At 57.4% G+C, this 24,690-nt stretch carries 22 protein-coding genes; 21 read left to right on the top strand and 1 reads right to left on the bottom strand.

What is annotated here, in order from left to right:
* Positions 1–15 precede the first annotated feature (15 nt).
* A complete protein-coding gene (gene leuL, locus AACV31_RS23235; protein WP_105538031.1) occupies positions 16–102 on the bottom strand; it encodes a leu operon leader peptide in 87 nt (28 codons plus the stop codon).
* Positions 103–717: 615 nt separating this feature from the next.
* Here leuL and leuO point away from each other — a divergent pair.
* The 21 genes from leuO to secM all read left to right on the top strand — a co-directional run bounded on the left by leuO (position 718) and on the right by secM (position 24,668).
* Positions 718–1,662: a transcriptional regulator LeuO gene (gene leuO, locus AACV31_RS19795; RefSeq protein ID WP_007767597.1), complete on the top strand. Its 945-nt coding sequence runs from the start codon at positions 718–720 to the stop codon at positions 1,660–1,662.
* Positions 1,663–2,061: 399 nt separating this feature from the next.
* Positions 2,062–3,786 (top strand): acetolactate synthase 3 large subunit, encoded by a 1,725-nt coding sequence (gene ilvI, locus AACV31_RS19800; RefSeq protein ID WP_012815290.1) that lies wholly within the window; start codon positions 2,062–2,064, stop codon positions 3,784–3,786.
* 2 nt (positions 3,787–3,788) lie between these two features.
* A complete protein-coding gene (ilvN, locus tag AACV31_RS19805; protein WP_004386411.1) occupies positions 3,789–4,280 on the top strand; it encodes an acetolactate synthase small subunit in 492 nt (163 codons plus the stop codon).
* Positions 4,281–4,457: 177 nt separating this feature from the next.
* Positions 4,458–5,462, top strand: coding sequence for a catabolite repressor/activator (cra, locus tag AACV31_RS19810; protein ID WP_004386410.1), 1,005 nt, complete (start codon positions 4,458–4,460; stop codon positions 5,460–5,462).
* 579 nt (positions 5,463–6,041) lie between these two features.
* On the top strand, positions 6,042–6,500 hold the full coding sequence (mraZ, locus tag AACV31_RS19815; RefSeq protein ID WP_007783849.1) for a division/cell wall cluster transcriptional repressor MraZ: 459 nt from the start codon (positions 6,042–6,044) through the stop codon (positions 6,498–6,500).
* A 3-nt stretch (positions 6,501–6,503) separates the two neighbouring features.
* Positions 6,504–7,445, top strand: a complete 942-nt coding sequence (rsmH, locus tag AACV31_RS19820) for a 16S rRNA (cytosine(1402)-N(4))-methyltransferase RsmH (protein WP_075197739.1) — start codon at positions 6,504–6,506, stop codon at positions 7,443–7,445.
* On the top strand, positions 7,442–7,807 hold the full coding sequence (ftsL, locus tag AACV31_RS19825; RefSeq protein WP_007706714.1) for a cell division protein FtsL: 366 nt from the start codon (positions 7,442–7,444) through the stop codon (positions 7,805–7,807). The genes rsmH and ftsL overlap by 4 nt, the downstream gene beginning before the upstream one ends.
* 15 nt (positions 7,808–7,822) lie before the next feature.
* Entirely contained in the window at positions 7,823–9,589 is a 1,767-nt protein-coding gene (locus AACV31_RS19830; protein WP_007767909.1) for a peptidoglycan glycosyltransferase FtsI, read from the top strand.
* Positions 9,576–11,063: a UDP-N-acetylmuramoyl-L-alanyl-D-glutamate--2,6-diaminopimelate ligase gene (gene murE / locus AACV31_RS19835; protein ID WP_161589721.1), complete on the top strand. Its 1,488-nt coding sequence runs from the start codon at positions 9,576–9,578 to the stop codon at positions 11,061–11,063. The genes AACV31_RS19830 and murE overlap by 14 nt, the downstream gene beginning before the upstream one ends.
* Positions 11,060–12,418, top strand: coding sequence for a UDP-N-acetylmuramoyl-tripeptide--D-alanyl-D-alanine ligase (gene murF, locus AACV31_RS19840; protein WP_165155906.1), 1,359 nt, complete (start codon positions 11,060–11,062; stop codon positions 12,416–12,418). The genes murE and murF overlap by 4 nt, the downstream gene beginning before the upstream one ends.
* Positions 12,412–13,494: a phospho-N-acetylmuramoyl-pentapeptide-transferase gene (gene mraY / locus AACV31_RS19845; RefSeq protein WP_007706942.1), complete on the top strand. Its 1,083-nt coding sequence runs from the start codon at positions 12,412–12,414 to the stop codon at positions 13,492–13,494. The genes murF and mraY overlap by 7 nt, the downstream gene beginning before the upstream one ends.
* Before the next feature lie 2 nt (positions 13,495–13,496).
* The gene (gene murD / locus AACV31_RS19850; protein ID WP_075197736.1) at positions 13,497–14,813 is read left to right on the top strand and encodes a UDP-N-acetylmuramoyl-L-alanine--D-glutamate ligase; all 1,317 of its coding nucleotides are present in this window, start codon (positions 13,497–13,499) and stop codon (positions 14,811–14,813) included.
* Complete coding sequence (ftsW, locus tag AACV31_RS19855) at positions 14,813–16,057, top strand: cell division protein FtsW (protein ID WP_007768071.1); 1,245 nt, start codon at positions 14,813–14,815, stop codon at positions 16,055–16,057. The genes murD and ftsW overlap by 1 nt, the downstream gene beginning before the upstream one ends.
* Positions 16,054–17,121, top strand: a complete 1,068-nt coding sequence (murG, locus tag AACV31_RS19860; protein WP_105538025.1) for an undecaprenyldiphospho-muramoylpentapeptide beta-N-acetylglucosaminyltransferase — start codon at positions 16,054–16,056, stop codon at positions 17,119–17,121. The genes ftsW and murG overlap by 4 nt, the downstream gene beginning before the upstream one ends.
* Before the next feature lie 67 nt (positions 17,122–17,188).
* Entirely contained in the window at positions 17,189–18,655 is a 1,467-nt protein-coding gene (murC, locus tag AACV31_RS19865) for a UDP-N-acetylmuramate--L-alanine ligase (RefSeq protein ID WP_075197734.1), read from the top strand.
* Positions 18,648–19,568: a D-alanine--D-alanine ligase gene (locus tag AACV31_RS19870; RefSeq protein ID WP_165155908.1), complete on the top strand. Its 921-nt coding sequence runs from the start codon at positions 18,648–18,650 to the stop codon at positions 19,566–19,568. Before murC ends, AACV31_RS19870 begins: the two co-directional genes overlap by 8 nt.
* A gap of 1 nt (position 19,569) precedes the next feature.
* Positions 19,570–20,400: a cell division protein FtsQ gene (gene ftsQ, locus AACV31_RS19875; RefSeq protein WP_007707156.1), complete on the top strand. Its 831-nt coding sequence runs from the start codon at positions 19,570–19,572 to the stop codon at positions 20,398–20,400.
* On the top strand, positions 20,397–21,653 hold the full coding sequence (gene ftsA, locus AACV31_RS19880; RefSeq protein ID WP_004388394.1) for a cell division protein FtsA: 1,257 nt from the start codon (positions 20,397–20,399) through the stop codon (positions 21,651–21,653). Before ftsQ ends, ftsA begins: the two co-directional genes overlap by 4 nt.
* Before the next feature lie 63 nt (positions 21,654–21,716).
* Complete coding sequence (gene ftsZ, locus AACV31_RS19885) at positions 21,717–22,868, top strand: cell division protein FtsZ (protein ID WP_004388393.1); 1,152 nt, start codon at positions 21,717–21,719, stop codon at positions 22,866–22,868.
* 101 nt (positions 22,869–22,969) lie between these two features.
* Positions 22,970–23,887, top strand: coding sequence for a UDP-3-O-acyl-N-acetylglucosamine deacetylase (lpxC, locus tag AACV31_RS19890; protein WP_012815300.1), 918 nt, complete (start codon positions 22,970–22,972; stop codon positions 23,885–23,887).
* Positions 23,888–24,164: 277 nt separating this feature from the next.
* Positions 24,165–24,668, top strand: a complete 504-nt coding sequence (secM, locus tag AACV31_RS19895; RefSeq protein ID WP_199778685.1) for a secA translation cis-regulator SecM — start codon at positions 24,165–24,167, stop codon at positions 24,666–24,668.
* Positions 24,669–24,690 lie beyond the last annotated feature (22 nt).

Here is a 24,690-nt window from a genome sequence, read left to right on the forward strand (position 1 = left end):
GACCTGACTCAAGCGTTATCGCCGTACGTCGCGCACCAGTCTACCGCGCACTGAAGATGCGTTTAGTAGTAGTAGACCAGTAAAACGAACGATGCGAATCATGACTCACGTCCCGAATAAATGCGTTAATAGGCTTTTAGTGGTACTTGATAGCCCAGGCCATGTCAACCCCCTGTCCGGAATTCTACAGTTAGCGTGCCAGTGCCCCGCCAGATGCGGATTTAGTGGATTATGCTAAGTAAACGCTATTATATAAAACATCTGTATAAGTTAAGCGCAGCGTAAGTATTGATGTCGTAAAGGGGCGCATTTTTGGTGCCTTTTTAGCAACTTTATTGCGTTAAATTATTCGTCATATCAATTGATTGATATACCTTTGGGTTCCGTGAGCGTTTTTGAGACGTCATATTTCAAAATACATGGTCTCATTTGTGAAAAAAGTGAAGTGTTTACGAAAACTTAATTGATAATTCATAAAGTGAATTATTGTTTATTCGTCTTTTTTATGATTTGATCACGCTGTAAGAAAAGTGGCGTGATAATAAAAGTCCAAAAGTATCAGGAGATTTATTTTATTGTCCATTAATGATCTTTTATTTCTTAATAGTTACGTTTTATGAATTTTTAAACCTCCTCTTTTGCCTGAGATTGCTACAAGATAAACGGAATGTTCTGGGTAATGCATGCAAAGGGAATAATGTATCAGTGGAGTAAATTATGTCTGGTGATCATATTGAACACTCACCCGCACCTGAAGGGCTGAAACCTCAATTACGCACGGTCGATCTGAATTTATTGACGGTTTTTGATGCGGTAATGCAGGAACAAAATATTACCCGCGCCGCGCATATGCTGGGGATGTCTCAGCCCGCCGTCAGTAACGCAGTGGCGCGCCTTAAAGTAATGTTTAATGACGAATTATTTGTACGCTACGGGCGCGGCATTCAGCCCACGGTCCGGGCCTGTCAGCTGTTCGGGTCGATTCGTCAGGCGCTTCAGTTGGTGCAAAATGAATTGCCGGGCTCAGGTTTCGAGCCGCTCAGCAGCGAAAGGCTGTTTAATCTCTGCGTGTGCAGCCCGCTGGATAATCTGCTGACGTCGATTATTTACAACAGCGTAATGAATATCGCGCCCAATATACATTTAGTATTTAAATCATCGCTAAATCAGAATATCGAACATCAGCTGCGCTACCAGGAGACGGAATTCGTGATTGGTTATGACGAATTTCGCCGCCCCGAGTTTACCTGTGTTCCGCTATTTAAAGATGAGATGGTGCTGGTGAGCAGTAAGAGCCATCCGCGTAAAGATAACCTGTTACGCGAAAGTGAAGTTTTTAAAGAACAACATGCCGTGGTGGCGTTAGATCGTTTTAGTTCTTTCAGCCTGCCGTGGTATGACACCGCAGAAAAACAATCCGCCATCGCTTATCAGGGCATGGCGATGACCAGCGTATTAAATGTCGTGTCGCGCACGAATCTGATTACCATCGCTCCGCGCTGGCTCGCGCAGGATTATGAGCAAGCGCTGCAACTGCAAATCATGCCGTTGCCGTTTAAATTAAACAGCCGCACCTGTTATCTCTCCTGGCATGAGGCGGCCGGGCGCGATAAGGGCCATCAGTGGATGGAGGAGCTGTTATCGAACGTCTGTCGGCGTTAATGGCGAGAAAAACCCTGCGGGTGGCGTTAGCCGCCCGTTTTTCTGTTTATTCACCCTTTTTTGATATTTTATTCTGTTGTGATCCCCTGCCTTCCGGCACATCGCGTTACCTGCCGATTTTTTGATTTATCACTGTCAGAAATGAGCGATGCGAAATTAACGGTCATAAGCGCCGCTTATATTCAGCATATCTCTCCGTTTAATCGCTTTTCTTCAGCGCCGCGCGGCAATTTAGCGCGCCCGACGGCCGCCGATTGCTAATTGCCTGCCTCATTTTCAGCGGTTATGTTAGGGAGAACCTATAACGATAATTAACGACAGGACATCACACCTGTACCAGTGACCGTGCGGAAAATGACTTCTGCCGTCAGTCCGTAAACAAAAGCCTGGAGGCAAACCATGGAGATGTTGTCTGGAGCCGAGATGGTCGTCCGATCGCTTATCGATCAGGGCGTAAAGCAAGTATTCGGTTACCCCGGTGGCGCGGTGCTCGATATTTATGACGCGCTACATACCGTTGGCGGGATTGATCATGTGCTGGTGCGCCATGAACAAGCCGCAGTGCATATGGCGGATGGTCTGGCGCGCGCGACCGGCGAGGTGGGCGTGGTGCTGGTGACCTCAGGCCCTGGCGCGACCAACGCGATTACCGGTATTGCTACTGCCTACATGGACTCCATTCCGCTTGTGGTGCTGTCAGGCCAGGTGGCGACCTCGCTGATTGGTTATGACGCTTTCCAGGAGTGCGACATGGTGGGGATCTCCCGCCCGGTGGTGAAGCACAGTTTCCTGGTGAAGCAAACCGAAGATATCCCGACGGTACTGAAGAAAGCGTTCTGGCTTGCCGCCAGCGGCAGACCGGGCCCGGTAGTGGTCGATTTGCCGAAAGATATTCTCAACCCGGCGAAAAAACTGCCGTATGTCTGGCCGGAAACCGTCAGCATGCGCTCCTATAACCCGACGACGCAGGGGCATAAAGGGCAGATCAAACGCGCCCTGCAAACGCTTATTGCCGCGAAAAAGCCAGTCATGTATGTGGGCGGCGGCGCGATTACCGCGGCCTGTGAAAACGAGCTGCGCGCGGTGGCGGAGAAACTCAACGTGCCGGTGGTCTCTTCATTAATGGGGCTGGGCGCGTTTCCGGGTACGCACCGCCAGGCGCTGGGAATGCTCGGGATGCACGGCACCTTTGAAGCGAACATGACGATGCACAATGCGGATGTCATTTTCGCGGTCGGCGTGCGCTTTGACGATCGCACCACCAACAATCTCGCGAAGTACTGCCCGAACGCCACCGTGCTGCATATCGATATCGATCCGACGTCGATTTCCAAAACCGTGGCGGCGGATGTGCCGATTGTGGGGGACGCGCGGCAGGTGCTGAACCAGATGCTGGAGTTGCTGGGTCAGGAAGAGAGCCAGCAGCCGCTGGATGATATTCGCGACTGGTGGCAGCACATCGAACAATGGCGCGCCCGTCAGTGCCTGAATTACGACCGCGAAAGCGGCAGCATTAAACCGCAGGCGGCCATCGAAACGATCTATCGCCTGACCAACGGCGATGCCTATGTCACCTCCGATGTGGGCCAGCATCAGATGTTCGCGGCGCTGCATTACACCTTTGATAAACCGCGCCGCTGGATAAACTCCGGCGGGCTCGGCACGATGGGCTTCGGCCTGCCAGCGGCGCTGGGCGTGAAGCTCGCGCTACCGGAAGAAACCGTCGTGTGCGTGACCGGCGACGGCAGTATACAGATGAACATTCAGGAGCTTTCCACCGCGCTGCAATATGAACTGCCGGTGCTGGTGCTTAACCTCAACAACCGATACCTGGGCATGGTGAAGCAGTGGCAGGATATGATTTACTCCGGCCGCCACTCGCAGTCCTATATGGAATCGCTGCCGGATTTCGTCAAACTGGCGGAGGCTTACGGGCACATCGGGATCTCCATCACCCGCCCGGAAGAGCTGGAAAGCAAACTCAGCGAGGCGCTGGAGCATGTGCGCAATAACCGGCTGGTGTTTGTCGATGTCACCGTGGACGGGACCGAGCACGTTTATCCGATGCAGGTTCGCGGCGGTGGAATGGATGAAATGTGGTTAAGCAAAACGGAGAGAACCTGATTATGCGCCGGATATTATCAGTATTGCTGGAAAACGAATCGGGCTCGTTGTCTCGTGTGATTGGGCTCTTCGCGCAGCGCGGCTATAACATTGAAAGCCTGACCGTGGCACCGACAGACGATCCGACGCTCTCAAGGATGACCATCCAGACGGTCGGCGACGAAAAGGTCCTTGAGCAGATCGAAAAGCAACTGCATAAGCTGGTGGACGTACTGCGCGTCAGCGAGCTGGGGCAGGGCGCGCATGTCGAACGTGAAATCATGCTGGTGAAAATCCAGGCGAGCGGCTACGGGCGTGAAGAGGTCAAACGCAGCGCGGAAATTTTCCGCGGTCAGATTATCGATGTCACGCCCTCGCTCTATACCGTGCAACTGGCGGGCACCAGCGAAAAGCTCGACGCGTTTCTCGCCAGCATCCGCGACGTGGCGAAAATCGTGGAAGTGGCGCGCTCCGGCGTGGTGGGCCTCTCGCGCGGCGAAAAGATCATGCGTTAATGGTATTACCTTCTTGTTATGCATCCGCCCGGCGTCTGCCGGGCTTTTTTTTGCAGCGGGCGCGACAGGCGCGCGCAAAAGCAGTTGCTCAGGGTACTATTCTGCGCTTAGATGTTAAGGATTTTAACTTATAACCCTTGAAAGGTTATGGAGTAACACTCTTGTTAAGGGGCAAACGTGAAACTGGATGAAATCGCGCGGCTGGCTGGCGTGTCGCGCACCACGGCGAGCTATGTCATTAATGGAAAAGCCCGGCAGTACCGTGTGAGTGATAAAACCGTTGAGAAAGTGATGGCGGTGGTGCGTGAACATAACTACCACCCGAACGCCGTCGCCGCTGGCCTGCGCGCGGGAAGAACGCGCTCTATTGGCCTGGTGATCCCCGATCTTGAAAACACCAGCTATACCCGCATCGCTAATTACCTTGAGCGCCAGGCGCGTCAGCGCGGATACCAGCTCCTCATCGCCTGTTCCGAAGATCAGCCGGATAACGAAATGCGCTGCATTGAGCATCTGCTTCAGCGCCAGGTCGATGCCATCATTGTTTCCACCTCTTTACCGCCTGAACACCCGTTTTACCAGCGCTGGGCGAATGACGCGTTTCCGATTGTCGCACTGGACCGCGCATTAGATCGCGAACATTTCACCAGCGTCGTCGGCGCCGATCAGGATGACGCAGAGATGCTGGCAAGCGAGCTGCGCACGTTCCCGGCGGAAACCGTACTGTACCTCGGCGCGCTGCCGGAGCTTTCAGTCAGTTTCTTGCGCGAGCAGGGCTTTCGCACCGCGTGGAAAGACGACCCGCGTGAAGTGCACTTCCTGTATGCCAACAGCTACGAGCGTGAAGCCGCCGCCGCGCTGTTTGAGAAATGGCTGGAAACGCACCCGATGCCGCAGGCGCTATTCACCACGTCTTTCGCCTTGTTACAGGGCGTGATGGACGTAACGCTTAAGCGCGAAGGCCGTCTGCCGTCGGAACTCGCTATCGCCACGTTCGGGGATAACGAACTGCTCGATTTCCTGCAATGTCCGGTACTGGCCGTGGCGCAGCGTCATCGCGATGTCGCGGAGCGCGTGCTCGAACTGGTGCTGGCAAGCCTTGATGAGCCGCGCAAACCGCGGCCTGGCCTTACCCGCATCCGCCGTAATCTCTACCGTCGCGGCAGCTTAAGCCGCCGCTAACGCGCAGAGAAAAATGAGAAAAAGGCAGCTTCGGCTGCCTTTTCTGTGGATTCGGATAATTCCGGCGCATTTTTACACATTCTGACACTCTTCCTTCTCACTGCGGAGAAACGATGCGGCGTACCGTATTAGTGGTAACCAATCATTTCTTGTGTGTTAATTTGTAACCATCACAATCTCTGAATTGGCCGGCAGAAGGGTTTTATTTTCAGTCGGTTCCCGAACGGCGGAGAAAAGCGCGCTAAACCCTAGCTGACGCTGTTAACTCCAGGGCTTTTACCTTAAAATGCCGCTCGCGTCGCAAACTCAACACTTAGTCCTCTTCACCGATCGTATTAAGTGGTTTTTAACGGTCCTGTGTGTATTCGTCATTTTTCTTACAAATATTCATAGCGTTAATTTTGCCTCGTCAGGATGGCAGGGATTTTATTTGCCGCTTTCTCTTTGTCAGCGCCGAATCTTTTGTTGAAGGCTGCCCCGGTGCTGGCTTGACAAGCTTTTCCTCCGCTCCGTAAACTCCGGTGGGTGGGAATTTGTGGGATAAAGTGGTGAAAAAGGGCAGAGCTCAGTGAGGCTTTAATGTTTCGTGGCGCAACGTTGGTGAATCTCGACAGCAAAGGGCGGTTATCCGTTCCGACGCGCTATCGCGATTTACTGAACGACGCCTCGTCCGGCCAGATGGTTTGCACCATCGATATTCACCATCCCTGCCTGTTGCTTTATACCCTGCCCGAATGGGTAATTATCGAACAAAAATTGTCGCGTCTGTCGAGCATGAACCCCGCAGAACGGCGAGTGCAGCGCCTGCTGCTGGGCCATGCCAGCGAATGCCAGATGGACAGCGCGGGCCGTCTTTTATTAGCACCCGTTTTACGGCAACACGCCGGATTGACCAAACAAGTGATGCTGGTCGGGCAGTTCAATAAATTTGAGCTGTGGGACGAAGTGACCTGGCATCAACAGGTCAGGGAAGACATCGACGCTGAGCAGTCATCTTCTGAAGTGTTGTCGGAGCGGCTGCAGGATTTGTCTTTATAAAATATGATGGAAAATTATAAACATACGACGGTGCTCCTGGACGAGGCCGTCAACGGCCTGAATATACGTCCGGACGGCATTTACATTGACGGCACCTTTGGCCGCGGCGGACACTCGCGCCTTATCCTTTCACAGCTGGGCGAACAAGGCCGATTACTGGCGATCGATCGCGATCCGCAGGCGATTGCGGCGGCCGCTGCCATTGACGATCCGCGATTCTCCATCATCCATGGTCCTTTCTCGGCGCTGGGCGATTATGTCCGCGAACGCGAGCTACAGGGCAAGATCGACGGCATTCTTCTCGATCTCGGCGTTTCCTCGCCGCAGCTTGACGATCCCGAGCGCGGCTTTTCCTTTATGCGCGACGGCCCGCTGGATATGCGCATGGATCCCACCCGTGGACAATCTGCCGCCGAATGGCTGCGCAACGCGGAAGAAGCGGATATCGCCTGGGTGCTGAAAACCTTCGGCGAAGAGCGCTTCGCTAAGCGTATCGCGCGCGCCATTGTCGAGCGCAACCGCGAACTGCCCATGACCCGCACCAAAGAACTGGCGGAGGTTGTGGCCGCCGCGACGCCCATCAAAGACAAGTTCAAACACCCGGCTACCCGCACCTTCCAGGCGGTACGCATCTGGGTGAACAGCGAACTCGAAGAGATTGAGCAGGCGCTGAAAGGCGCGGTAGACGTGCTGGCGCCGGGCGGACGCCTTTCGGTTATTAGCTTCCACTCGCTGGAAGACCGTCTGGTGAAACGCTTTATGCGTGAGCAGAGCCGCGGTCCGCAGGTGCCGGCAGGATTGCCGATGACCGAAGCGCAGCTCCAGAAACTCGGCGGTCGCCACCTTCGCGCGCTGGGCAAACTGATGCCGGGTGAGGCCGAAGTGGCGGAGAACCCGCGCGCGCGCAGCTCTGTGTTACGTATCGCCGAGAGGACGGGCGCATGATAAGCCGGGTGACAGAGACCCTCAGCAAAGTAACCGGATCGCTTAGCAGCACGGAACGCCATGCGCTGCCTGCTGTGATCGGCGGCGATCTTCTGCGCTACGGGAAACTGCCGCTCTGTTTGTTTATCGCCATTATCGTGACCGCGATTTTCGTGGTCACCACCGCGCACCACACTCGCCTGCTCACCGCGCAGCGCGAGCAACTGGTGCTGGAACGCGACGCGCTGGATATCGAATGGCGCAACCTAATTCTTGAAGAAAACGCGCTCGGCGATCACAGCCGGGTTGAACGGGTCGCAACAGAAAAGCTGCAAATGCAGCATGTCGATCCCTCGCAGGAAAATATTGTGGTGCAGAAATAAGGACTGACCAGGCGAATGAAAGCAGCAGCAAAGACGCTTAAACCAAAACGTCAGGAAGAACAGGCCAACTTTATTAGTTGGCGTTTTGCGTTGCTCTGCGGCTGCATTTTGCTGGCTCTGGCGTTTCTGCTGGCGCGCGTCGCCTGGTTGCAGATTATCGACCCGGACATGCTGGTGCGTCAGGGCGATATGCGCTCGCTGCGCGTGCAGGAAGTCTCCACCGCACGCGGCATGATAACCGACCGCTCCGGCCGACCGCTCGCGGTCAGCGTGCCGGTAAAAGCGATCTGGGCCGATCCGAAAGAGCTGCACGACGCGGGCGGCATCACGCTCGATAACCGCTGGAAGGCGCTCTCCGACGCGCTGAAAATCCCGCTCGACCAGCTCGCCGCGCGCGTCAACGCCAACCCGAAAGGCCGCTTTATCTATCTCGCGCGTCAGGTCAACCCTGATATCGGCGATTACATCAAAAAGCTCAAGCTCCCTGGCATCCATCTGCGTGAAGAGTCGCGCCGTTACTATCCTTCCGGCGCAGTGACCGCTCACCTCATCGGCTTTACCAACGTCGACAGCCAGGGGATCGAGGGCGTCGAAAAAAGCTTTGATAAATGGCTCACCGGCCAGCCCGGTGAGCGTATCGTGCGTAAAGACCGCTATGGGCGCGTCATTGAGGATATCTCTTCGACCGACAGCCAGGCGGCGCACAACCTGGCGCTCAGCATCGACGAACGTCTCCAGGCGCTGGTCTACCGCGAACTTAATAACGCCGTGGCGTTCAACAAAGCGGAATCCGGCAGTGCCGTGCTGGTGGATGTGAACACCGGCGAAGTGCTGGCGATGGCCAACAGCCCCTCTTATAACCCGAACAACATCACCGGCACGCCGAAAGACGTGATGCGTAACCGCACCATTACCGACGTCTTCGAACCGGGTTCCACCGTTAAGCCGATGGTGGTGATGACGGCGCTGCAGCGCGGTGTGGTGCAGGAAAATACGGTGCTTAACACCGTGCCATACCGCATTAACGGTCACGAAATTAAAGACGTCGCCCGCTACAGCGAGCTGACGCTCACCGGGGTATTACAGAAGTCGAGTAACGTCGGGGTTTCCAAACTGGCGTTAGCGATGCCCTCCTCAGCGTTAGTAGATACTTACTCACGTTTTGGACTCGGGAAGTCGACCAATCTGGGGCTGGTCGGAGAACGCAGTGGCTTATATCCGCAAAAACAACGGTGGTCTGACATAGAGAGGGCCACCTTCTCATTCGGCTACGGGCTAATGGTAACCCCGTTACAGTTAGCGCGAGTCTACGCGACCATCGGCAGCTATGGCGTCTACCGCCCGCTGTCGATTACCAAGGTCGATCCGCCTGTGCCGGGCGAGCGCATTTTCCCGGAATCTATCGTGCGCACCGTGGTGCATATGATGGAAAGCGTGGCGCTGCCTGGCGGCGGCGGCGTGAAGGCGGCCATCAAAGGCTACCGCATTGCGATTAAAACCGGTACGGCGAAAAAAGTCGGGCCGGACGGACGATACATCAACAAATACATTGCTTACACCGCAGGCGTTGCACCTGCCAGCAATCCGCGTTTCGCGCTGGTGGTGGTGATTAACGATCCGCAGGCGGGCAAATACTACGGCGGCGCCGTTTCCGCGCCGGTCTTTGGTGCCATTATGGGCGGCGTGCTGCGCACCATGAACATCGAGCCGGATGCGCTGACAACGGGCGAAAAAAGTGAATTCGTAATTAATCGAGAAGAGGGAACAGGTGGCAGATCGTAATTTGCGCGACCTTCTCGCTCCGTGGGTAGCTGGTCTGCCTGCGCGAGCTCTGCGGGAGATGACCCTGGACAGCCGCGTTGCGGCGGCGGGGGATCTCTTTGTGGCGGTGGTCGGTCATCAGGCGGACGGGCGTCGGTATATCCCGCAGGCGATAGCGCAAGGTGTAGCTGCCATCGTCGCCGAAGCCAAAGGCGAGGCGACGGACGGCGAAGTCCGTGAAATGCACGGCGTGCCGGTTATCTATTTAAGCCAGCTCAACGAGCGTCTCTCGGCGCTGGCGGGGCGTTTTTATAATGAGCCATCCGATCGTCTGCGTCTGATTGGCGTGACGGGCACCAACGGTAAAACCACCACCACGCAGCTTATCGCGCAGTGGTGTCAGCGGCTGGGCGAAACCAGCGCTGTGATGGGCACCGTAGGCAACGGGCTGCTGGGTAAAGTGAGTCCGACGGAAAACACCACCGGCTCTGCGGTGGACGTTCAGCATGTGCTGTCAGGGCTCGCCGCACAGGGGGCTACCGTGGCCGCGATGGAAGTCTCATCCCACGGTCTGGTGCAGCATCGCGTGGCGGCGCTGAAATTCGCCGCCACGGTATTTACCAATTTAAGCCGCGATCATCTCGACTATCACGGCGACATGGAACATTACGAAGCGGCGAAATGGCTGCTGTTTTCCGCGCATCATTACGGGCAGGCGGTGATCAACGCCGATGATGAAGTCGGCCGCCGGTGGCTGGCGAAGCTGCCGGATGCCGTCGCGGTGTCCATGGAAAACAACATTAATCCGGGCTGTCACGGCCGCTGGTTACGCGCAGATGCGGTGGAATACCACGACCGCGGCGCCACGCTGCGCTTCAGCTCCTCCTGGGGCGATGGCGAAATCGACAGCCGCCTGATGGGCGCGTTTAACGTCAGCAACCTGCTGCTGGCGCTCGGCACGCTGCTGGCGCTCGATTACCCGCTCGCCGCGCTGCTCGAAAGCGCGCCGCGCCTCCAGCCGGTCAATGGCCGCATGGAAGTGTTCAGCGCGCCGGGCAAACCGACCGTGGTGGTCGATTACGCCCACACGCCGGATGCGCTCGAAAAAGCGTTGCAGGCCGCGCGTCTGCACTGTGCGGGCAAGCTCTGGTGCGTATTCGGCTGCGGCGGCGATCGCGATAAAGGCAAACGTCCGCTGATGGGCGCGATTGCCGAGCAATTCGCCGATGTCGTGGTGGTTACTGATGACAACCCGCGCACCGAAGATCCGAAGGCGATCATCGCCGATATCCTGACCGGTATGCTGGATGCGGGCCGCGCGCGCGTCGTTGAAGGCCGCGCCGAAGCCGTAACCAACGCCATTATGCAGGCGGCGGAAAACGACGTCGTACTGCTGGCGGGCAAAGGCCACGAGGATTACCAGATTGTCGGCACCCGCCGTCTTGATTATTCCGATCGCGTCACCGCGGCGCGTCTGCTGGGAGCAGTGGCATGATTCACGTATCTCTGAGCCAGCTTGCCGTTATTCTGAAAGGCGAGCTGCACGGCGCCGATGCTGATATCGACGCGGTAACGACCGACACCCGCAAACTGACGCCCGGCTGCCTGTTTGTGGCGCTGAAAGGCGAGCGTTTCGACGCGCATGATTTTGCCGACCAGGCGCAGGCTGGCGGCGCGGGCGCGCTGCTGGTAAGCCGCAAGCTGGATATTGACCTGCCGCAACTGGTGGTGGCCGACACGCGCCTGGCGTTTGGCGAACTGGCGGCGTGGGTCAGACAGCAGGTGCCCGCGCGCGTGGTCGCGCTGACGGGGTCTTCCGGTAAAACCTCGGTGAAAGAGATGACCGCCGCCATTCTCGGCGAGTGCGGCAACACGCTCTACACCGCAGGCAACCTGAATAATGACATCGGCGTGCCGATGACGCTGCTGCGTCTCACGCCGGAACATCAGTACGCAGTGATTGAGCTTGGCGCCAATCATCAGGGCGAAATCGCCTGGACCGTGAGCCTGACACGCCCGGAAGCCGCGCTGGTCAACAACCTGGCGGCGGCGCATCTCGAAGGTTTCGGCTCGCTCGCGGGCGTGGCTAAAGCCAAAGGCGAAATCTTCTCCGGTCTGCCGGCAAACGGCATCGCGATTCTGAACGCCGATAACAACGACTGGCTGAACTGGCAGAGCGTGATTGGCGACCGCAAGGTCTGGCGCTTCTCGCCAAACCTCGCCACCAGCGACTTCAGCGCCACCAATATTCACATCACCAGCCACGGCACCGAATTTACGCTGCGTACGCCGGTGGGCGACATGGACGTTTTGCTGCCGCTGCCAGGGCGCCATAACGTCGCCAACGCGCTCGCCGCTTCGGCATTAGCGATGGCTGTCGGCGCGCCGCTTCAGGCCATTAAAGCCGGGCTTGCGAAGCTGAAAGCGGTGCCGGGGCGTCTGTTCCCGGTGCATCTCGCCGAAAACCAACTGCTGCTGGATGACAGCTACAACGCCAATGTCGGCTCCATGACCGCTGCCGCGCAGGTGCTCTCTGAAATGCCGGGATATCGCGTGATGGTGGTTGGCGACATGGCGGAGCTCGGCGATGAAGCCGAAGCGTGCCATCAGCAGGTGGGCGAAGCGGCGAAAGCCGCTGGCATCGATAAAGTCCTGAGCGTCGGCACGCTCAGCGAAGGCATCAGCCGCGCCAGCGGCGTGGGCGAACATTTCCGCGATAAGCAGGCCGTGATTGCACGCCTGAAGACGCTTATCAACGAGCATTCCATCATTACCCTTTTAGTGAAAGGTTCACGTAGTGCTGCCATGGAAGAGGTAGTGCGCGCATTACAGGAGAACAGGACATGTTAGTGTGGCTGGCCGAGCATCTGGTCAAATATTATTCCGGCTTTAACGTCTTTTCCTATCTGACGTTTCGCGCCATCGTCAGCCTGCTGACCGCGCTGTTTATCTCGTTATGGATGGGGCCGCGCCTGATCGCGCATTTACAGAAACTCTCCTTCGGGCAGGTTGTGCGTAACGACGGTCCGGAGTCGCACTTCAGCAAACGCGGCACGCCGACCATGGGCGGCATCATGATCCTCACCTCTATCGTGGTGTCGGTGCTGCTGTGGGCTTATCCGTCCAATCCGTATGTCTGGTGCGTGCTGTTTGTGCTCGTCGGTTACGGCGCGGTGGGTTTCGTCGACGATTACCGCAAGGTGGTGCGTAAAGATACCAAAGGCCTGATTGCCCGCTGGAAATATTTCTGGATGTCAGTGATAGCCCTGACGGTGGCGTTTGCGCTCTACATTACCGGCAAGGGAACGCCTGCGACCGAACTGGTGGTGCCGTTCTTTAAAGACGTCATGCCGCAACTCGGCATTTTCTATGTGTTGCTCGCCTATTTCGTGATTGTCGGCACCGGCAACGCGGTGAACCTGACCGACGGTCTGGACGGCCTTGCCATTATGCCCACCGTGCTGGTGGCGGGCGGTTTCGCGCTGGTGGCGTGGGCGACGGGTAACATGAATTTCGCAAGCTATCTGCATATTCCATATCTGCGCCACGCGGGCGAACTGGTGATTGTCTGCACCGCGATTGTCGGCGCGGGCCTGGGCTTTTTGTGGTTCAACACCTATCCGGCGCAGGTCTTCATGGGCGATGTCGGCTCGCTGGCGTTAGGCGGCGCGCTCGGCATTATCGCCGTGCTGCTGCGTCAGGAATTCCTGCTGGTGATTATGGGCGGCGTGTTCGTCGTGGAGACCCTGTCGGTCATCCTGCAGGTCGGCTCCTTTAAGCTGCGCGGACAGCGCATTTTCCGAATGGCGCCTATTCATCACCACTATGAACTGAAAGGCTGGCCGGAGCCGCGCGTGATCGTGCGCTTCTGGGTGATTTCGCTGATGCTGGTGCTGATTGGCCTGGCTACGCTTAAGGTACGTTAAACATGGCAGATTATCAGGGTAAAAAAGTCGTCATCATTGGGCTTGGGTTAACCGGCCTTTCCTGCGTGGACTTTTTCCTGGCGCGCGGCGTGACGCCGCGTGTGATGGATACCCGAATCTCCCCGCCGGGGCTGGATAAGCTGCCGGAAGAGGTGGAGCGCCATCTCGGCTCGCTCAACGAAACCTGGCTGATGAACGCCGATCTGATCGTCGCAAGCCCCGGGATCGCCCTCGCGCATCCGGCGCTGAGCGCGGCGGCGGAAGCGGGCGTTGAGGTCGTCGGCGATATCGAACTGTTCTGTCGCGAAGCGCAGGCGCCGATCGTCGCCATTACCGGATCGAACGGTAAAAGCACCGTGACGACGCTGGTGGGCGAAATGGCGAAAGCGGCGGGCGTTAATGTGGGCGTCGGCGGCAATATCGGCCTGCCCGCGCTGATGCTGCTGGAAGAGGGGCGCGAACTCTATGTGCTTGAGCTTTCAAGCTTCCAGCTCGAAACCACGTTTAGCCTGAAGGCCGCCGCTGCGACTATCCTTAACGTCACCGAAGATCATATGGATCGCTATCCGCTCGGGTTGCAGCAGTATCGTGCGGCGAAGTTACGGATTTATGAAAACGCGACGGTGTGCGTGGTCAATGCCGATGACGCGCTGACTATGCCGGTACGCGGCGCCGACGAGCGCTGCGTGAGCTTCGGTATTGATGTCGGGGATTATCACCTCAACCGCCAGCAGGGCGAAATCTGGCTGCGTGTGCGGGGCGAGAAAGTCCTCAACGTCAAAGAGATGAAGCTGGTCGGCCAGCATAACTACACCAACGCCCTGGCGGCGCTGGCGCTGGCGGATGCCGCGGGCCTGCCGCGCGCCAGCAGCCTGAAAGCGCTGACGACGTTTGGCGGGCTGGCGCACCGTTTCCAGCTTGCTTATGAGCATAACGGCGTGCGCTGGATTAACGATTCCAAAGCCACCAACGTCGGCAGCACCGAGGCGGCGCTTAACGGTCTGCATCTCGACGGCACGCTGCATTTGCTGCTGGGCGGCGACGGTAAATCCGCCGATTTCTCGCCGCTCGCGCATTATCTGACGGGCGATCGCGTGCGTCTTTATTGCTTTGGCCGCGACGGCGACGCGCTGGCTGCGCTGCGCCCTGAAGTGGCTGAGCGTATGGAAACCATGGAAGAGGCGATGAAAGTCATTGCCGGACGCGTGGCGCCTGGCGATATGGTGCTGCTTTCGCCTGCCTGCGCCAGTCTCGATCAGTTTAAAAACTTCGAACAGCGCGGCGACGTCTTTACGCGACTTGCGAAGGAGCTTGGCTGATGCGCTTATCGCTCCCACGCCTTCGCCTGCCGCGCCTGCCCGGTATGGGCATTCTCGCCTGGCTTTTCCGGGCGGTTCGCGGCTGGGTGATGGGCTCGCGCGAGAAAGACACCACCAGTCTGGTGATGTACGACCGCACGCTGCTCTGGCTGACGCTGGGGCTGGCGGCGATTGGTTTTATCATGGTGACGTCGGCGTCAATGCCGGTAGGTCAGCGTCTGGCAAACGATCCTTTCCTGTTCGCCAAGCGTGACGGTATTTATCTGCTGCTGGCATTTGGCCTGGCGCTGATTACGCTGCGCCTGCCGATGGAATTCTGGCAGCGCCACAGCGCAGCCATGCTTATCGCCTCGATTGTGATGCTGCTGATCGTGCTGGTGGTGGGCAGTTCGGTCAACGGCGCGTCGCGCTGGATTGCGCTTGGCCCGCTGCGTATTCAGCCAGCCGAATTCTCCAAGCTGTCGCTCTTTTGTTATCTGTCGAACTACCTGGTGCGTAAGGTCGATGAAGTGCGCAACAACCTGCGCGGCTTCTTAAAACCGATGGGCGTGATCCTGGTGATGGCGGTGCTGCTGCTGGCGCAGCCTGACCTCGGTACGGTGGTGGTGCTGTTTGTGACGACCCTTGCGATGCTCTTTCTCGCAGGCGCCAAGCTCTGGCAGTTCATCGCGATTATCGGCATGGGTATTTCGGCGGTTGTGCTGTTGATCCTCGCCGAGCCTTACCGTATTCGCCGTGTGACGTCGTTCTGGAACCCGTGGGAAGATCCGTTCGGCAGCGGCTACCAGCTTACCCAGTCGTTGATGGCGTTTGGTCGCGGCGAATTGTGGGGGCAGGGGCTCGGGAATTCGGTGCAGAAACTGGAGTATTTACCCGAAGCGCATACCGACTTCATCTTCTCCATTATTGGGGAAGAACTGGGATATATCGGTGTGGTACTGGCGCTTTTGATGGTATTCTTCGTGGCTTTTCGCGCCATGTCGATAGGGCGTCGCGCGCTGGAAACCGATCAGCGCTTCGCGGGTTTTCTGGCCTGTTCTATCGGCGTCTGGTTTAGTTTTCAGGCGCTGGTTAACGTCGGCGCGGCGGCGGGTATGCTGCCGACCAAAGGCCTGACGTTGCCGCTTATCAGTTACGGCGGTTCGAGCCTGCTGATAATGTCGACGGCGATTATGTTTTTGTTGCGCATAGATTATGAAACGCGTCTGGAAAAAGCCCAGGCGTTTACACGAGGTTCACGATGAGTGGTCAACCAAAGCGGCTGATGGTGATGGCGGGCGGAACGGGCGGACACGTCTTTCCAGGACTCGCCGTTGCGCACCATCTGATGGCGCAGGGATGGCAGGTTCGCTGGCTGGGGACCGCCGATCGCATGGAAGCAGACCTGGTGCCGAAAAACGGCATTGAGATCGATTTTATTCGTATCTCCGGCCTGCGTGGTAAAGGCCTGAAAGCACTGGCGCTGGCGCCGGTGCGTATTTTTAACGCCTGGCGTCAGGCGCGGGCGATCATGAAGCGCTTTAAGCCCGATGTCGTGCTGGGCATGGGCGGCTATGTATCCGGCCCTGGCGGGCTGGCGGCGTGGTCGCTGGGTATTCCGGTCGTGCTGCATGAGCAAAACGGCATCGCGGGGCTGACCAACAAGTGGCTGGCGAAAATCGCAAGCCGCGTGATGCAGGCGTTCCCCGGCGCATTCCCGAACGCGGAAGTGGTGGGCAATCCGGTACGCACCGATGTGCTGGCGCTGCCGTTGCCGCAAGCGCGGCTGACGGGGCGTGAAGGGCCGGTGCGCGTGCTGGTCGTCGGCGGCTCGCAGGGCGCGCGCGTACTGAACCAGACGATGCCGCAGGTGGCGGGGCGTCTGGGCGATGCTGTCACTGTCTGGCATCAGAGTGGTAAAGGCGCGCTGGCAGATGTTCAGCAGGCGTATGCCGCCGCGGGCCAGCCGCAGCATAAAGTGACCGAATTTATCGACGACATGGCGGCAGCCTACGCGTGGGCGGATGTGGTGGTATGCCGCTCCGGCGCGCTGACGGTAAGTGAAATTGCCGCCGCCGGTTTACCGGCGCTGTTTGTGCCGTTCCAGCATAAAGACCGGCAGCAATACTGGAATGCGCTGCCGCTTGAGAAAGCGGGGGCGGCGAAGATTCTGGAGCAGCCGCAGTTTACCGTTGAGGCGGTGAGCGAGACGCTGAAGGGATGGGATCGCGCTACGTTGCTCGATATGGCTGAGCGCGCGCGCGCGGCCGCCATTCCCGACGCGACCGAAAGGGTCGCAGATGAAGTACGCGCGGTCGCCCGCGCGTAACGATTGCGGATCATGTTTGTTCCGCGTGATTGATGATGTTATGGCGTTTGCCAAAGGCTTTTAAAGAATGAATACACAACAACTGGCGAAACTGCGTTCTATCGTGCCCGAGATGCGTCGCGTCCGGCACATTCACTTCGTTGGCATCGGCGGCGCCGGTATGGGCGGCATTGCGGAAGTGCTGGCGAACGAAGGCTACCAGATCAGCGGGTCCGATCTGGCGCCGAACGCTGTCACGCAGCAGTTGACGGCGCTGGGCGCCACTATTTATTTCAACCACCGTCCGGAAAACGTCCTGGACGCGAGCGTGGTCGTCGTATCCAGCGCGATTTCTGCGGATAACCCGGAGATCGTCGCGGCCCATGAGGCCCGTATTCCTGTTATCCGCCGCGCCGAGATGCTGGCGGAGCTGATGCGTTTTCGTCACGGCATCGCCGTGGCAGGTACGCATGGCAAAACGACGACGACCGCGATGGTGTCGAGCATTTATGCCGAAGCGGGTCTCGATCCGACGTTCGTTAACGGCGGCCTGGTGAAAGCGGCGGGTACGCACGCGCGCCTTGGCCACAGCCGTTATCTGATTGCCGAAGCGGACGAAAGCGACGCCTCGTTCCTGCATTTGCAGCCGATGGTCGCGATTGTGACCAATATCGAAGCCGACCACATGGACACCTACCATGGCGACTTTGAGAACCTGAAACAGACATTTATTAACTTCCTGCACAACCTGCCGTTTTACGGCCGCGCGGTGATGTGCGTGGACGATCCGGTGATCCGCGAGCTGCTGCCGCGCGTCGGGCGTCAAATTACCACTTATGGTTTCAGCGAAGATGCCGATGTACGTGTGGAAAATTATCGCCAGACCGGCGCGCAGGGGCATTTCACTCTGGTGCGTCAGGACAAGCCGGAACTGCGCGTGACGCTGAACGCGCCGGGCCGCCATAACGCGCTGAACGCCGCGGCGGCGGTCTCTGTAGCGACGGAAGAGGGGATTGAAGACGAGGCCATTCTGCGCGCGCTGGAGAGCTTCCAGGGCACCGGGCGTCGTTTTGATTTCCTGGGCGAGTTTCCGCTGGCAAACGTCAACGGTAAATCCGGCACGGCGATGCTGGTGGACGATTACGGCCATCACCCAACCGAAGTGGATGCGACCGTGCGCGCTGCCCGCGCAGGCTGGCCGGAGAAAAATCTGGTCATGATTTTCCAGCCGCACCGCTATACCCGTACGCGCGATCTGTATGACGATTTCGCCAACGTGTTGTCGCAGGTCGATGTGCTGCTGATGCTGGACGTTTACCCGGCGGGTGAAGCGCCGATCCCGGGCGCTGACAGCCGCTCGCTGTGCCGCACTATCCGCGCGCGCGGCAAGGTCGACCCGATTCTGGTTTCCGATCCGGCGCAGGTCGCCGCGATGCTGGCGCCGGTACTGTCGGGCAATGATTTGATTCTGGTTCAGGGCGCGGGCAATATCGGTAAAATCGCGCGCCAGCTGGCGGAAGCGAAGCTGCAACCAGAGGAGAACGCGCATGGCTGAGAAAATCGCCGTACTGCTGGGCGGTAGCTCGGCGGAACGTGAGGTCTCCCTGCAATCCGGCAGCGCGGTACTCGCGGGCCTGAAGCAGGCGGGTGTTGACGCATATGCCGTCGATCCGCGCGATGTGTGCGTGACAACCCTGAAAGAAGAAGGGTTCGATAAAGTCTTTATCGCGCTGCATGGTCGCGGCGGCGAAGATGGCACGCTGCAAGGCACGCTGGAGTATCTCGGCCTGCCTTATACCGGCAGCGGCGTGATGGCTTCGGCTATCACCATGGATAAATTGCGCACCAAACTGCTCTGGCAGGGCGCAGGGTTGCCTGTGGCGCCTTGGGTGGCGCTGGAGCGTCGCGACATCCGTGGCGGCCTTAGCGAGGCGCTGAGCGCGCGTATCGCGGCGTTAGGTCTGCCGGTTATCGTGAAGCCGAGCCGCGAAGGGTCAAGCGTCGGCATGTCGAAAGTGGACAGCACGCAGGCGTTACTGCCCGCGCTCGAACTGGCGTTTGAACACGACAGCGAAGTGCTGGTGGAAAAATGGTTGAGCGGCCCGGAGTTTACCGTCGCCATCCTTGGCGATGACATTCTGCCCTCGATTCGCATTCAGCCCGCTGGCGTGTTTTATGACTACGAGGCGAAATATCTCTCGGACGAGACGCAATATTTCTGCCCGGCCGGTATTGATGCCGGGCGCGAGCAGGCGCTACAGGCGCTGGTGCTGGAAGCCTGGCGTGTGCTGGGCTGCCGGGGCTGGGGCCGCGTGGACGTGATGCAGGACAGCGACGGCGAGTTTTATCTGCTTGAGGTGAACACGGCGCCTGGCATGACTAGCCATAGCCTGGTGCCGATGGCGGCGCGTCAGGCGGGGATGAGCTTCTCGCAACTGGTGGTGCGTATTCTGGAGCTGGCGAACTGATATGTCGCAGGCTGCGCTGAACACGAAAAATCGTCCTGAAGAAAATACGGTTTCGCGCCGTAATAATGGGACCCGTCTTGCAGGCATCGTCTTTCTGCTGGCGGTCGTGTTAACCGTGATATTCGGCGGCTGGATGGTGCTGGGGTGGATGGAAGACGCCCAGCGCCTGCCGCTGTCAAAGCTGGTGGTAACGGGCGAGCGCCATTACACCCGCAACGATGATATTCGTCAGTCCATCCTGGCGCTGGGCGCGCCGGGCACGTTTATGACCCAGGACGTGAATATCATTCAGAATCAGATAGAACGTTTGCCCTGGATCAAGCAGGCAAGCGTAAGAAAGCAATGGCCGGACGAATTGAAGATTCATCTGGTTGAATATGTGCCGATAGCACGCTGGAATGACCAGCACATGATCGACACCGACGGTACGGCCTTCAGCGTGCCGTCCGATCGCGCCAGTAAGCAGGTTTTGCCGTTACTGTACGGCCCGGAAGGCAGCGAGAACGAAGTGCTGCAGGGTTACCGGTCGATGGGACAGGTGCTGGCGAAAGATAAATTTACACTGAAGGAAGCGGCGATGACCGCACGTCGCTCCTGGCAGGTGACGTTGAGCAATAATATTAAGCTCAATCTCGGTCGGGATGACACAATGAAACGCCTGGAACGCTTTGTGGAGCTCTACCCGGTTCTGCAACAGCAAGCGCAAACTGACAATAAGCGGATAAGCTATGTCGATTTACGCTATGACTCCGGCGCGGCGGTCGGCTGGGAGCCGGCCCCCACTGAGGAAATTAATCAGCAACAGAATCAGGCACAGGCAGAGCAACAATGATTAAGGCGACGGACAGAAAACTGGTAGTTGGACTGGAGATTGGCACTGCGAAGGTCGCCGCTTTGGTAGGGGAAGTTCTGCCCGACGGTATGATCAATATCATTGGTGTGGGAAGCTGTCCGTCCCGCGGGATGGATAAAGGCGGCGTTAACGATCTGGAATCGGTGGTGAAGTGCGTTCAGCGCGCGATAGACCAGGCCGAACTGATGGCGGATTGCCAGATCTCTTCCGTCTACCTGGCGCTTTCCGGCAAGCACATTAGCTGCCAGAACGAAATCGGCATGGTGCCGATCTCCGAAGAGGAAGTGACGCAGGAAGATGTTGAAAATGTTGTCCATACCGCAAAATCAGTACGCGTACGCGATGAACATCGCGTATTGCATGTGATTCCTCAGGAATACGCTATTGATTACCAGGAAGGGATTAAAAACCCGGTAGGGTTATCCGGCGTTCGCATGCAGGCGAAAGTGCATTTAATCACCTGCCACAATGACATGGCGAAAAACATCGTCAAGGCAGTGGAACGTTGCGGCCTGAAAGTTGACCAACTTATTTTCGCGGGCCTGGCCTCCAGCTACTCCGTATTGACGGAAGACGAGCGTGAGCTGGGCGTCTGCGTAGTGGATATCGGCGGTGGTACAATGGATATTGCGGTCTATACCGGCGGTGCGCTGCGTCACACTAAAGTGATTCCGTATGCCGGTAACGTGGTTACCAGCGATATCGCTTATGCCTTCGGCACGCCGCCGAGCGATGCCGAGGCGATTAAAGTGCGTCACGGTTGCGCGCTGGGGTCGCTGGTCGGTAAAGACGAGAGTGTTGAAGTGCCGAGCGTGGGCGGTCGTCCGCCGCGCAGCCTCCAGCGTCAGACGCTGGCGGAAGTGATTGAGCCGCGTTATACCGAGCTGCTTAATCTGGTAAACGAAGAAATTTTGCAGTTGCAGGAGCAGCTTCGCCAGCAGGGCGTGAAACATCATCTTGCGGCGGGGATTGTATTAACGGGCGGCGCGGCGCAAATTGAAGGTCTGGCGGCGTGCGCGCAGCGGGTGTTCCATACGCAGGTGCGTATTGGACAGCCCTTAAATATTACTGGCCTTACCGATTACGCCCAGGAGCCCTATTACTCCACGGCGGTGGGTTTACTGCATTATGGTAAAGAATCGCATCTCAGCGGTGAGGCGGAAGTGGAAAAACGAACTTCAGTCGGCTCGTGGATCAAACGGATCAACAGCTGGCTGCGAAAAGAGTTTTAATTTTTTTCAGAGACCGGACAAAATTAGCGGTCTCAGGCGAAAGGCACAAAACGGAGAGACATTATGTTTGAACCTATGGAACTGACCAACGACGCGGTGATTAAAGTCATCGGCGTCGGTGGCGGCGGCGGTAATGCCGTAGAACATATGGTGCGCGAGCGCATCGAAGGTGTTGAGTTCTTCGCAGTCAACACCGATGCCCAGGCGCTGCGTAAAACCGCAGTCGGCCAGACTATCCAGATTGGTAGCGGCATCACTAAAGGTTTGGGCGCGGGCGCCAACCCGGAAGTCGGTCGTAACGCTGCGGAAGAAGACCGCGAAGCGCTGCGCGCCGCATTAGATGGCGCTGATATGGTATTTATCGCAGCCGGCATGGGCGGCGGTACAGGCACCGGCGCTGCGCCAGTTGTCGCTGAAGTGGCGAAAGACCTCGGCATCCTGACCGTTGCTGTCGTGACTAAGCCGTTTAACTTCGAAGGCAAAAAGCGTATGGCTTTTGCCGAACAGGGTATTGCCGAGCTCTCCCGTCATGTCGACTCCCTGATTACCATTCCTAACGACAAGCTGCTGAAAGTGCTGGGTCGTGGGATCTCTCTGCTGGACGCGTTCGGCGCGGCCAACGACGTGCTGAAAGGCGCGGTGCAGGGTATCGCCGAGCTGATTACGCGCCCGGGTCTGATGAACGTCGACTTTGCAGACGTGCGTACCGTGATGTCTGAAATGGGTTACGCCATGATGGGCTCGGGTGTCGCAAGCGGCGAAGACCGTGCGGAAGAAGCGGCCGAAATGGCTATCTCCAGCCCGCTGCTGGAAGATATCGATCTGTCCGGCGCGCGCGGCGTTCTGGTCAACATCACGGCGGGCTTCGACCTGCGTCTTGATGAGTTCGAAACCGTGGGTAATACCATCCGTGCCTTCGCATCGGATAACGCCACCGTGGTTATCGGTACGTCTCTCGACCCGGATATGAACGACGAACTGCGCGTAACGGTTGTAGCGACCGGTATCGGCATGGATAAGCGTCCTGAAATCACTCTGGTGACTAACAAACAGACGCAGCAGCCTGCAATGGATCGTTATCAGCAGCACGGCATGGCCCCGCTGACTCAGGAGCAGAAACCGGCTTCTAAAGTGGTTAACGACCCGACGCCGCAGACGGCGAAAGAGCCAGATTATCTGGATATCCCGGCATTTCTGCGTAAGCAGGCTGATTAAGAATAAGCCGGAAGTTGGGCAGATGCGCTCTTTGTGCTAAAATGCCCCACCGGTTGTGATGTACACTATCGGTAAGGTGAATTATTTGGCGAGATTATACGATGATCAAACAAAGGACTCTTAAACGTATCGTTCAGGCGACTGGCGTCGGTTTACATACCGGCAAGAAAGTCACCCTGACGCTGCGCCCTGCGCCGGCAAATACCGGGGTCATCTATCGTCGCACCGACTTGAATCCTCCGGTAGATTTCCCGGCCGATGCCAAATCTGTGCGTGATACCATGCTCTGTACTTGCCTGGTTAATGAGCATGATGTGCGGATTTCTACCGTCGAGCACCTGAACGCCGCGCTGGCGGGTCTTGGTATCGACAACATCATTGTCGAAGTGGACGCGCCTGAAATCCCGATTATGGATGGCAGCGCCGCGCCGTTCGTCTACCTGCTGGTTGATGCAGGTATCGATGAGCTGAACGTAGCGAAGAAATTCGTGCGCATCAAAGAAACCGTGCGTGTAGAAGATGGCGATAAATGGGCGGAATTTAAACCGTATAACGGTTTTTCGCTGGACTTCACTATCGACTTCAACCACCCGGCTATTGATGCGAGCAATCAGCGCTACTGCATGAATTTCTCTGCAGATGCGTTTATGCGCCAGATCAGTCGTGCCCGTACTTTCGGTTTCATGCGTGATATCGAATATCTGCAGTCCCGCGGTTTGTGCCTGGGCGGCAGCTTCGATTGTGCCATCGTTGTTGACGATTATCGCGTACTGAACGAAGACGGCCTGCGTTTTGAAGATGAATTCGTTCGTCACAAAATGCTGGATGCGATCGGTGACTTGTTTATGTGTGGCCACAACATTATCGGCGCGTTTACCGCCTATAAATCGGGTCATGCATTGAACAACAAATTGCTGCAGGCGGTTCTTGCGAAACAAGAAGCCTGGGAATATGTCACCTATGAAGACGATGCAGAACTGCCTCTGGCTTTCAAAGCGCCTTCGCTGGTGCTGGCGTAACCGCATAGTTTGACTAAAGACGACTGGTAGACCAGGTACTCTCTCCGGCCTGTGTTCACCAGTCGTTTTTTATTGCTTTCAGACCGCCATTTTTCTCTTCGCCTTTTTCCCTGCTTTACCATCTCCCTGCTGATGATTAACTGCTGGTTTCTTGTGCGGATTGCGTAAGGTATCGCAGCGATACTGCTGCCGCCTCGCGGGAATGATGGTAATATTTATGCCCTTATTAACAGATAACATAACGCGGGCGCAGGCCAGCGTTATCCGGTGGGTTACAGTGCCTGGTATATTCACGCGTTGGCGACAGTTAGGAAGACGCTACTTCTGGCCGCATCTCCTTTTGGGGATGGTCGCGGCCAGCCTTGGCCTGCCTGCGCTCAATAATAACGCTGAACCCGCCGCGCCTGCTGAGGCCAGCACCAGCCATACCGGTACGTTGCGCAGTTTCGATTCACTGGCGCTCATCGGTGAAACTTCACGTCGTTCCGCAGCGTTCGGTGTGGATTACTGGCAGCAGCACGCCATTCGTACCGTTATCCGTCATCTTTCTTTCGCCATGGCGCCGCAGGCGCTACCAATGGCGATGGAAGAAAGCCTGCCGCTGAATGCGCAGCATCTCGCGCTGCTGGATACGCTCAGCGCGATGCTAACGCAGGATTTGCAGCCTGCCGCTACGCAGGTGCGGCCCGCACCGCGTTTGCTTCCTCATCTTTCCTTTACGGTTTCCACATGGATTCGCCAGGTTCAGGGTATCCGCGCCGGTCCTCGTCTCCTCGCCTGAGTACTCTCTTTTTTATTTATTT

This window comes from Cronobacter sp. EKM101R (genome assembly GCF_963888145.1).
Taxonomy (GTDB): Bacteria; Pseudomonadota; Gammaproteobacteria; order Enterobacterales; family Enterobacteriaceae; genus Cronobacter; species Cronobacter turicensis.

Bases quoted from the DNA above. Each gene is read 5' to 3' on its own strand.
- leuL (WP_105538031.1), bottom strand. From the start codon at position 102: ATGATTCGCATCGTTCGTTTTACTGGTCTACTACTACTAAACGCATCT.
- leuO (WP_007767597.1), top strand. From the start codon at position 718: ATGTCTGGTGATCATATTGAACACTCACCCGCACCTGAAGGGCTGAAA.
- ilvI (WP_012815290.1), top strand. From the start codon at position 2,062: ATGGAGATGTTGTCTGGAGCCGAGATGGTCGTCCGATCGCTTATCGAT.
- ilvN (WP_004386411.1), top strand. From the start codon at position 3,789: ATGCGCCGGATATTATCAGTATTGCTGGAAAACGAATCGGGCTCGTTG.
- mraZ (WP_007783849.1), top strand. From the start codon at position 6,042: ATGTTTCGTGGCGCAACGTTGGTGAATCTCGACAGCAAAGGGCGGTTA.
- rsmH (WP_075197739.1), top strand. From the start codon at position 6,504: ATGATGGAAAATTATAAACATACGACGGTGCTCCTGGACGAGGCCGTC.
- ftsL (WP_007706714.1), top strand. From the start codon at position 7,442: ATGATAAGCCGGGTGACAGAGACCCTCAGCAAAGTAACCGGATCGCTT.
- AACV31_RS19830 (WP_007767909.1), top strand. From the start codon at position 7,823: ATGAAAGCAGCAGCAAAGACGCTTAAACCAAAACGTCAGGAAGAACAG.
- murF (WP_165155906.1), top strand. From the start codon at position 11,060: ATGATTCACGTATCTCTGAGCCAGCTTGCCGTTATTCTGAAAGGCGAG.
- mraY (WP_007706942.1), top strand. From the start codon at position 12,412: ATGTTAGTGTGGCTGGCCGAGCATCTGGTCAAATATTATTCCGGCTTT.
- murD (WP_075197736.1), top strand. From the start codon at position 13,497: ATGGCAGATTATCAGGGTAAAAAAGTCGTCATCATTGGGCTTGGGTTA.
- ftsW (WP_007768071.1), top strand. From the start codon at position 14,813: ATGCGCTTATCGCTCCCACGCCTTCGCCTGCCGCGCCTGCCCGGTATG.
- murG (WP_105538025.1), top strand. From the start codon at position 16,054: ATGAGTGGTCAACCAAAGCGGCTGATGGTGATGGCGGGCGGAACGGGC.
- murC (WP_075197734.1), top strand. From the start codon at position 17,189: ATGAATACACAACAACTGGCGAAACTGCGTTCTATCGTGCCCGAGATG.
- AACV31_RS19870 (WP_165155908.1), top strand. From the start codon at position 18,648: ATGGCTGAGAAAATCGCCGTACTGCTGGGCGGTAGCTCGGCGGAACGT.
- ftsQ (WP_007707156.1), top strand. From the start codon at position 19,570: ATGTCGCAGGCTGCGCTGAACACGAAAAATCGTCCTGAAGAAAATACG.
- ftsA (WP_004388394.1), top strand. From the start codon at position 20,397: ATGATTAAGGCGACGGACAGAAAACTGGTAGTTGGACTGGAGATTGGC.
- ftsZ (WP_004388393.1), top strand. From the start codon at position 21,717: ATGTTTGAACCTATGGAACTGACCAACGACGCGGTGATTAAAGTCATC.
- lpxC (WP_012815300.1), top strand. From the start codon at position 22,970: ATGATCAAACAAAGGACTCTTAAACGTATCGTTCAGGCGACTGGCGTC.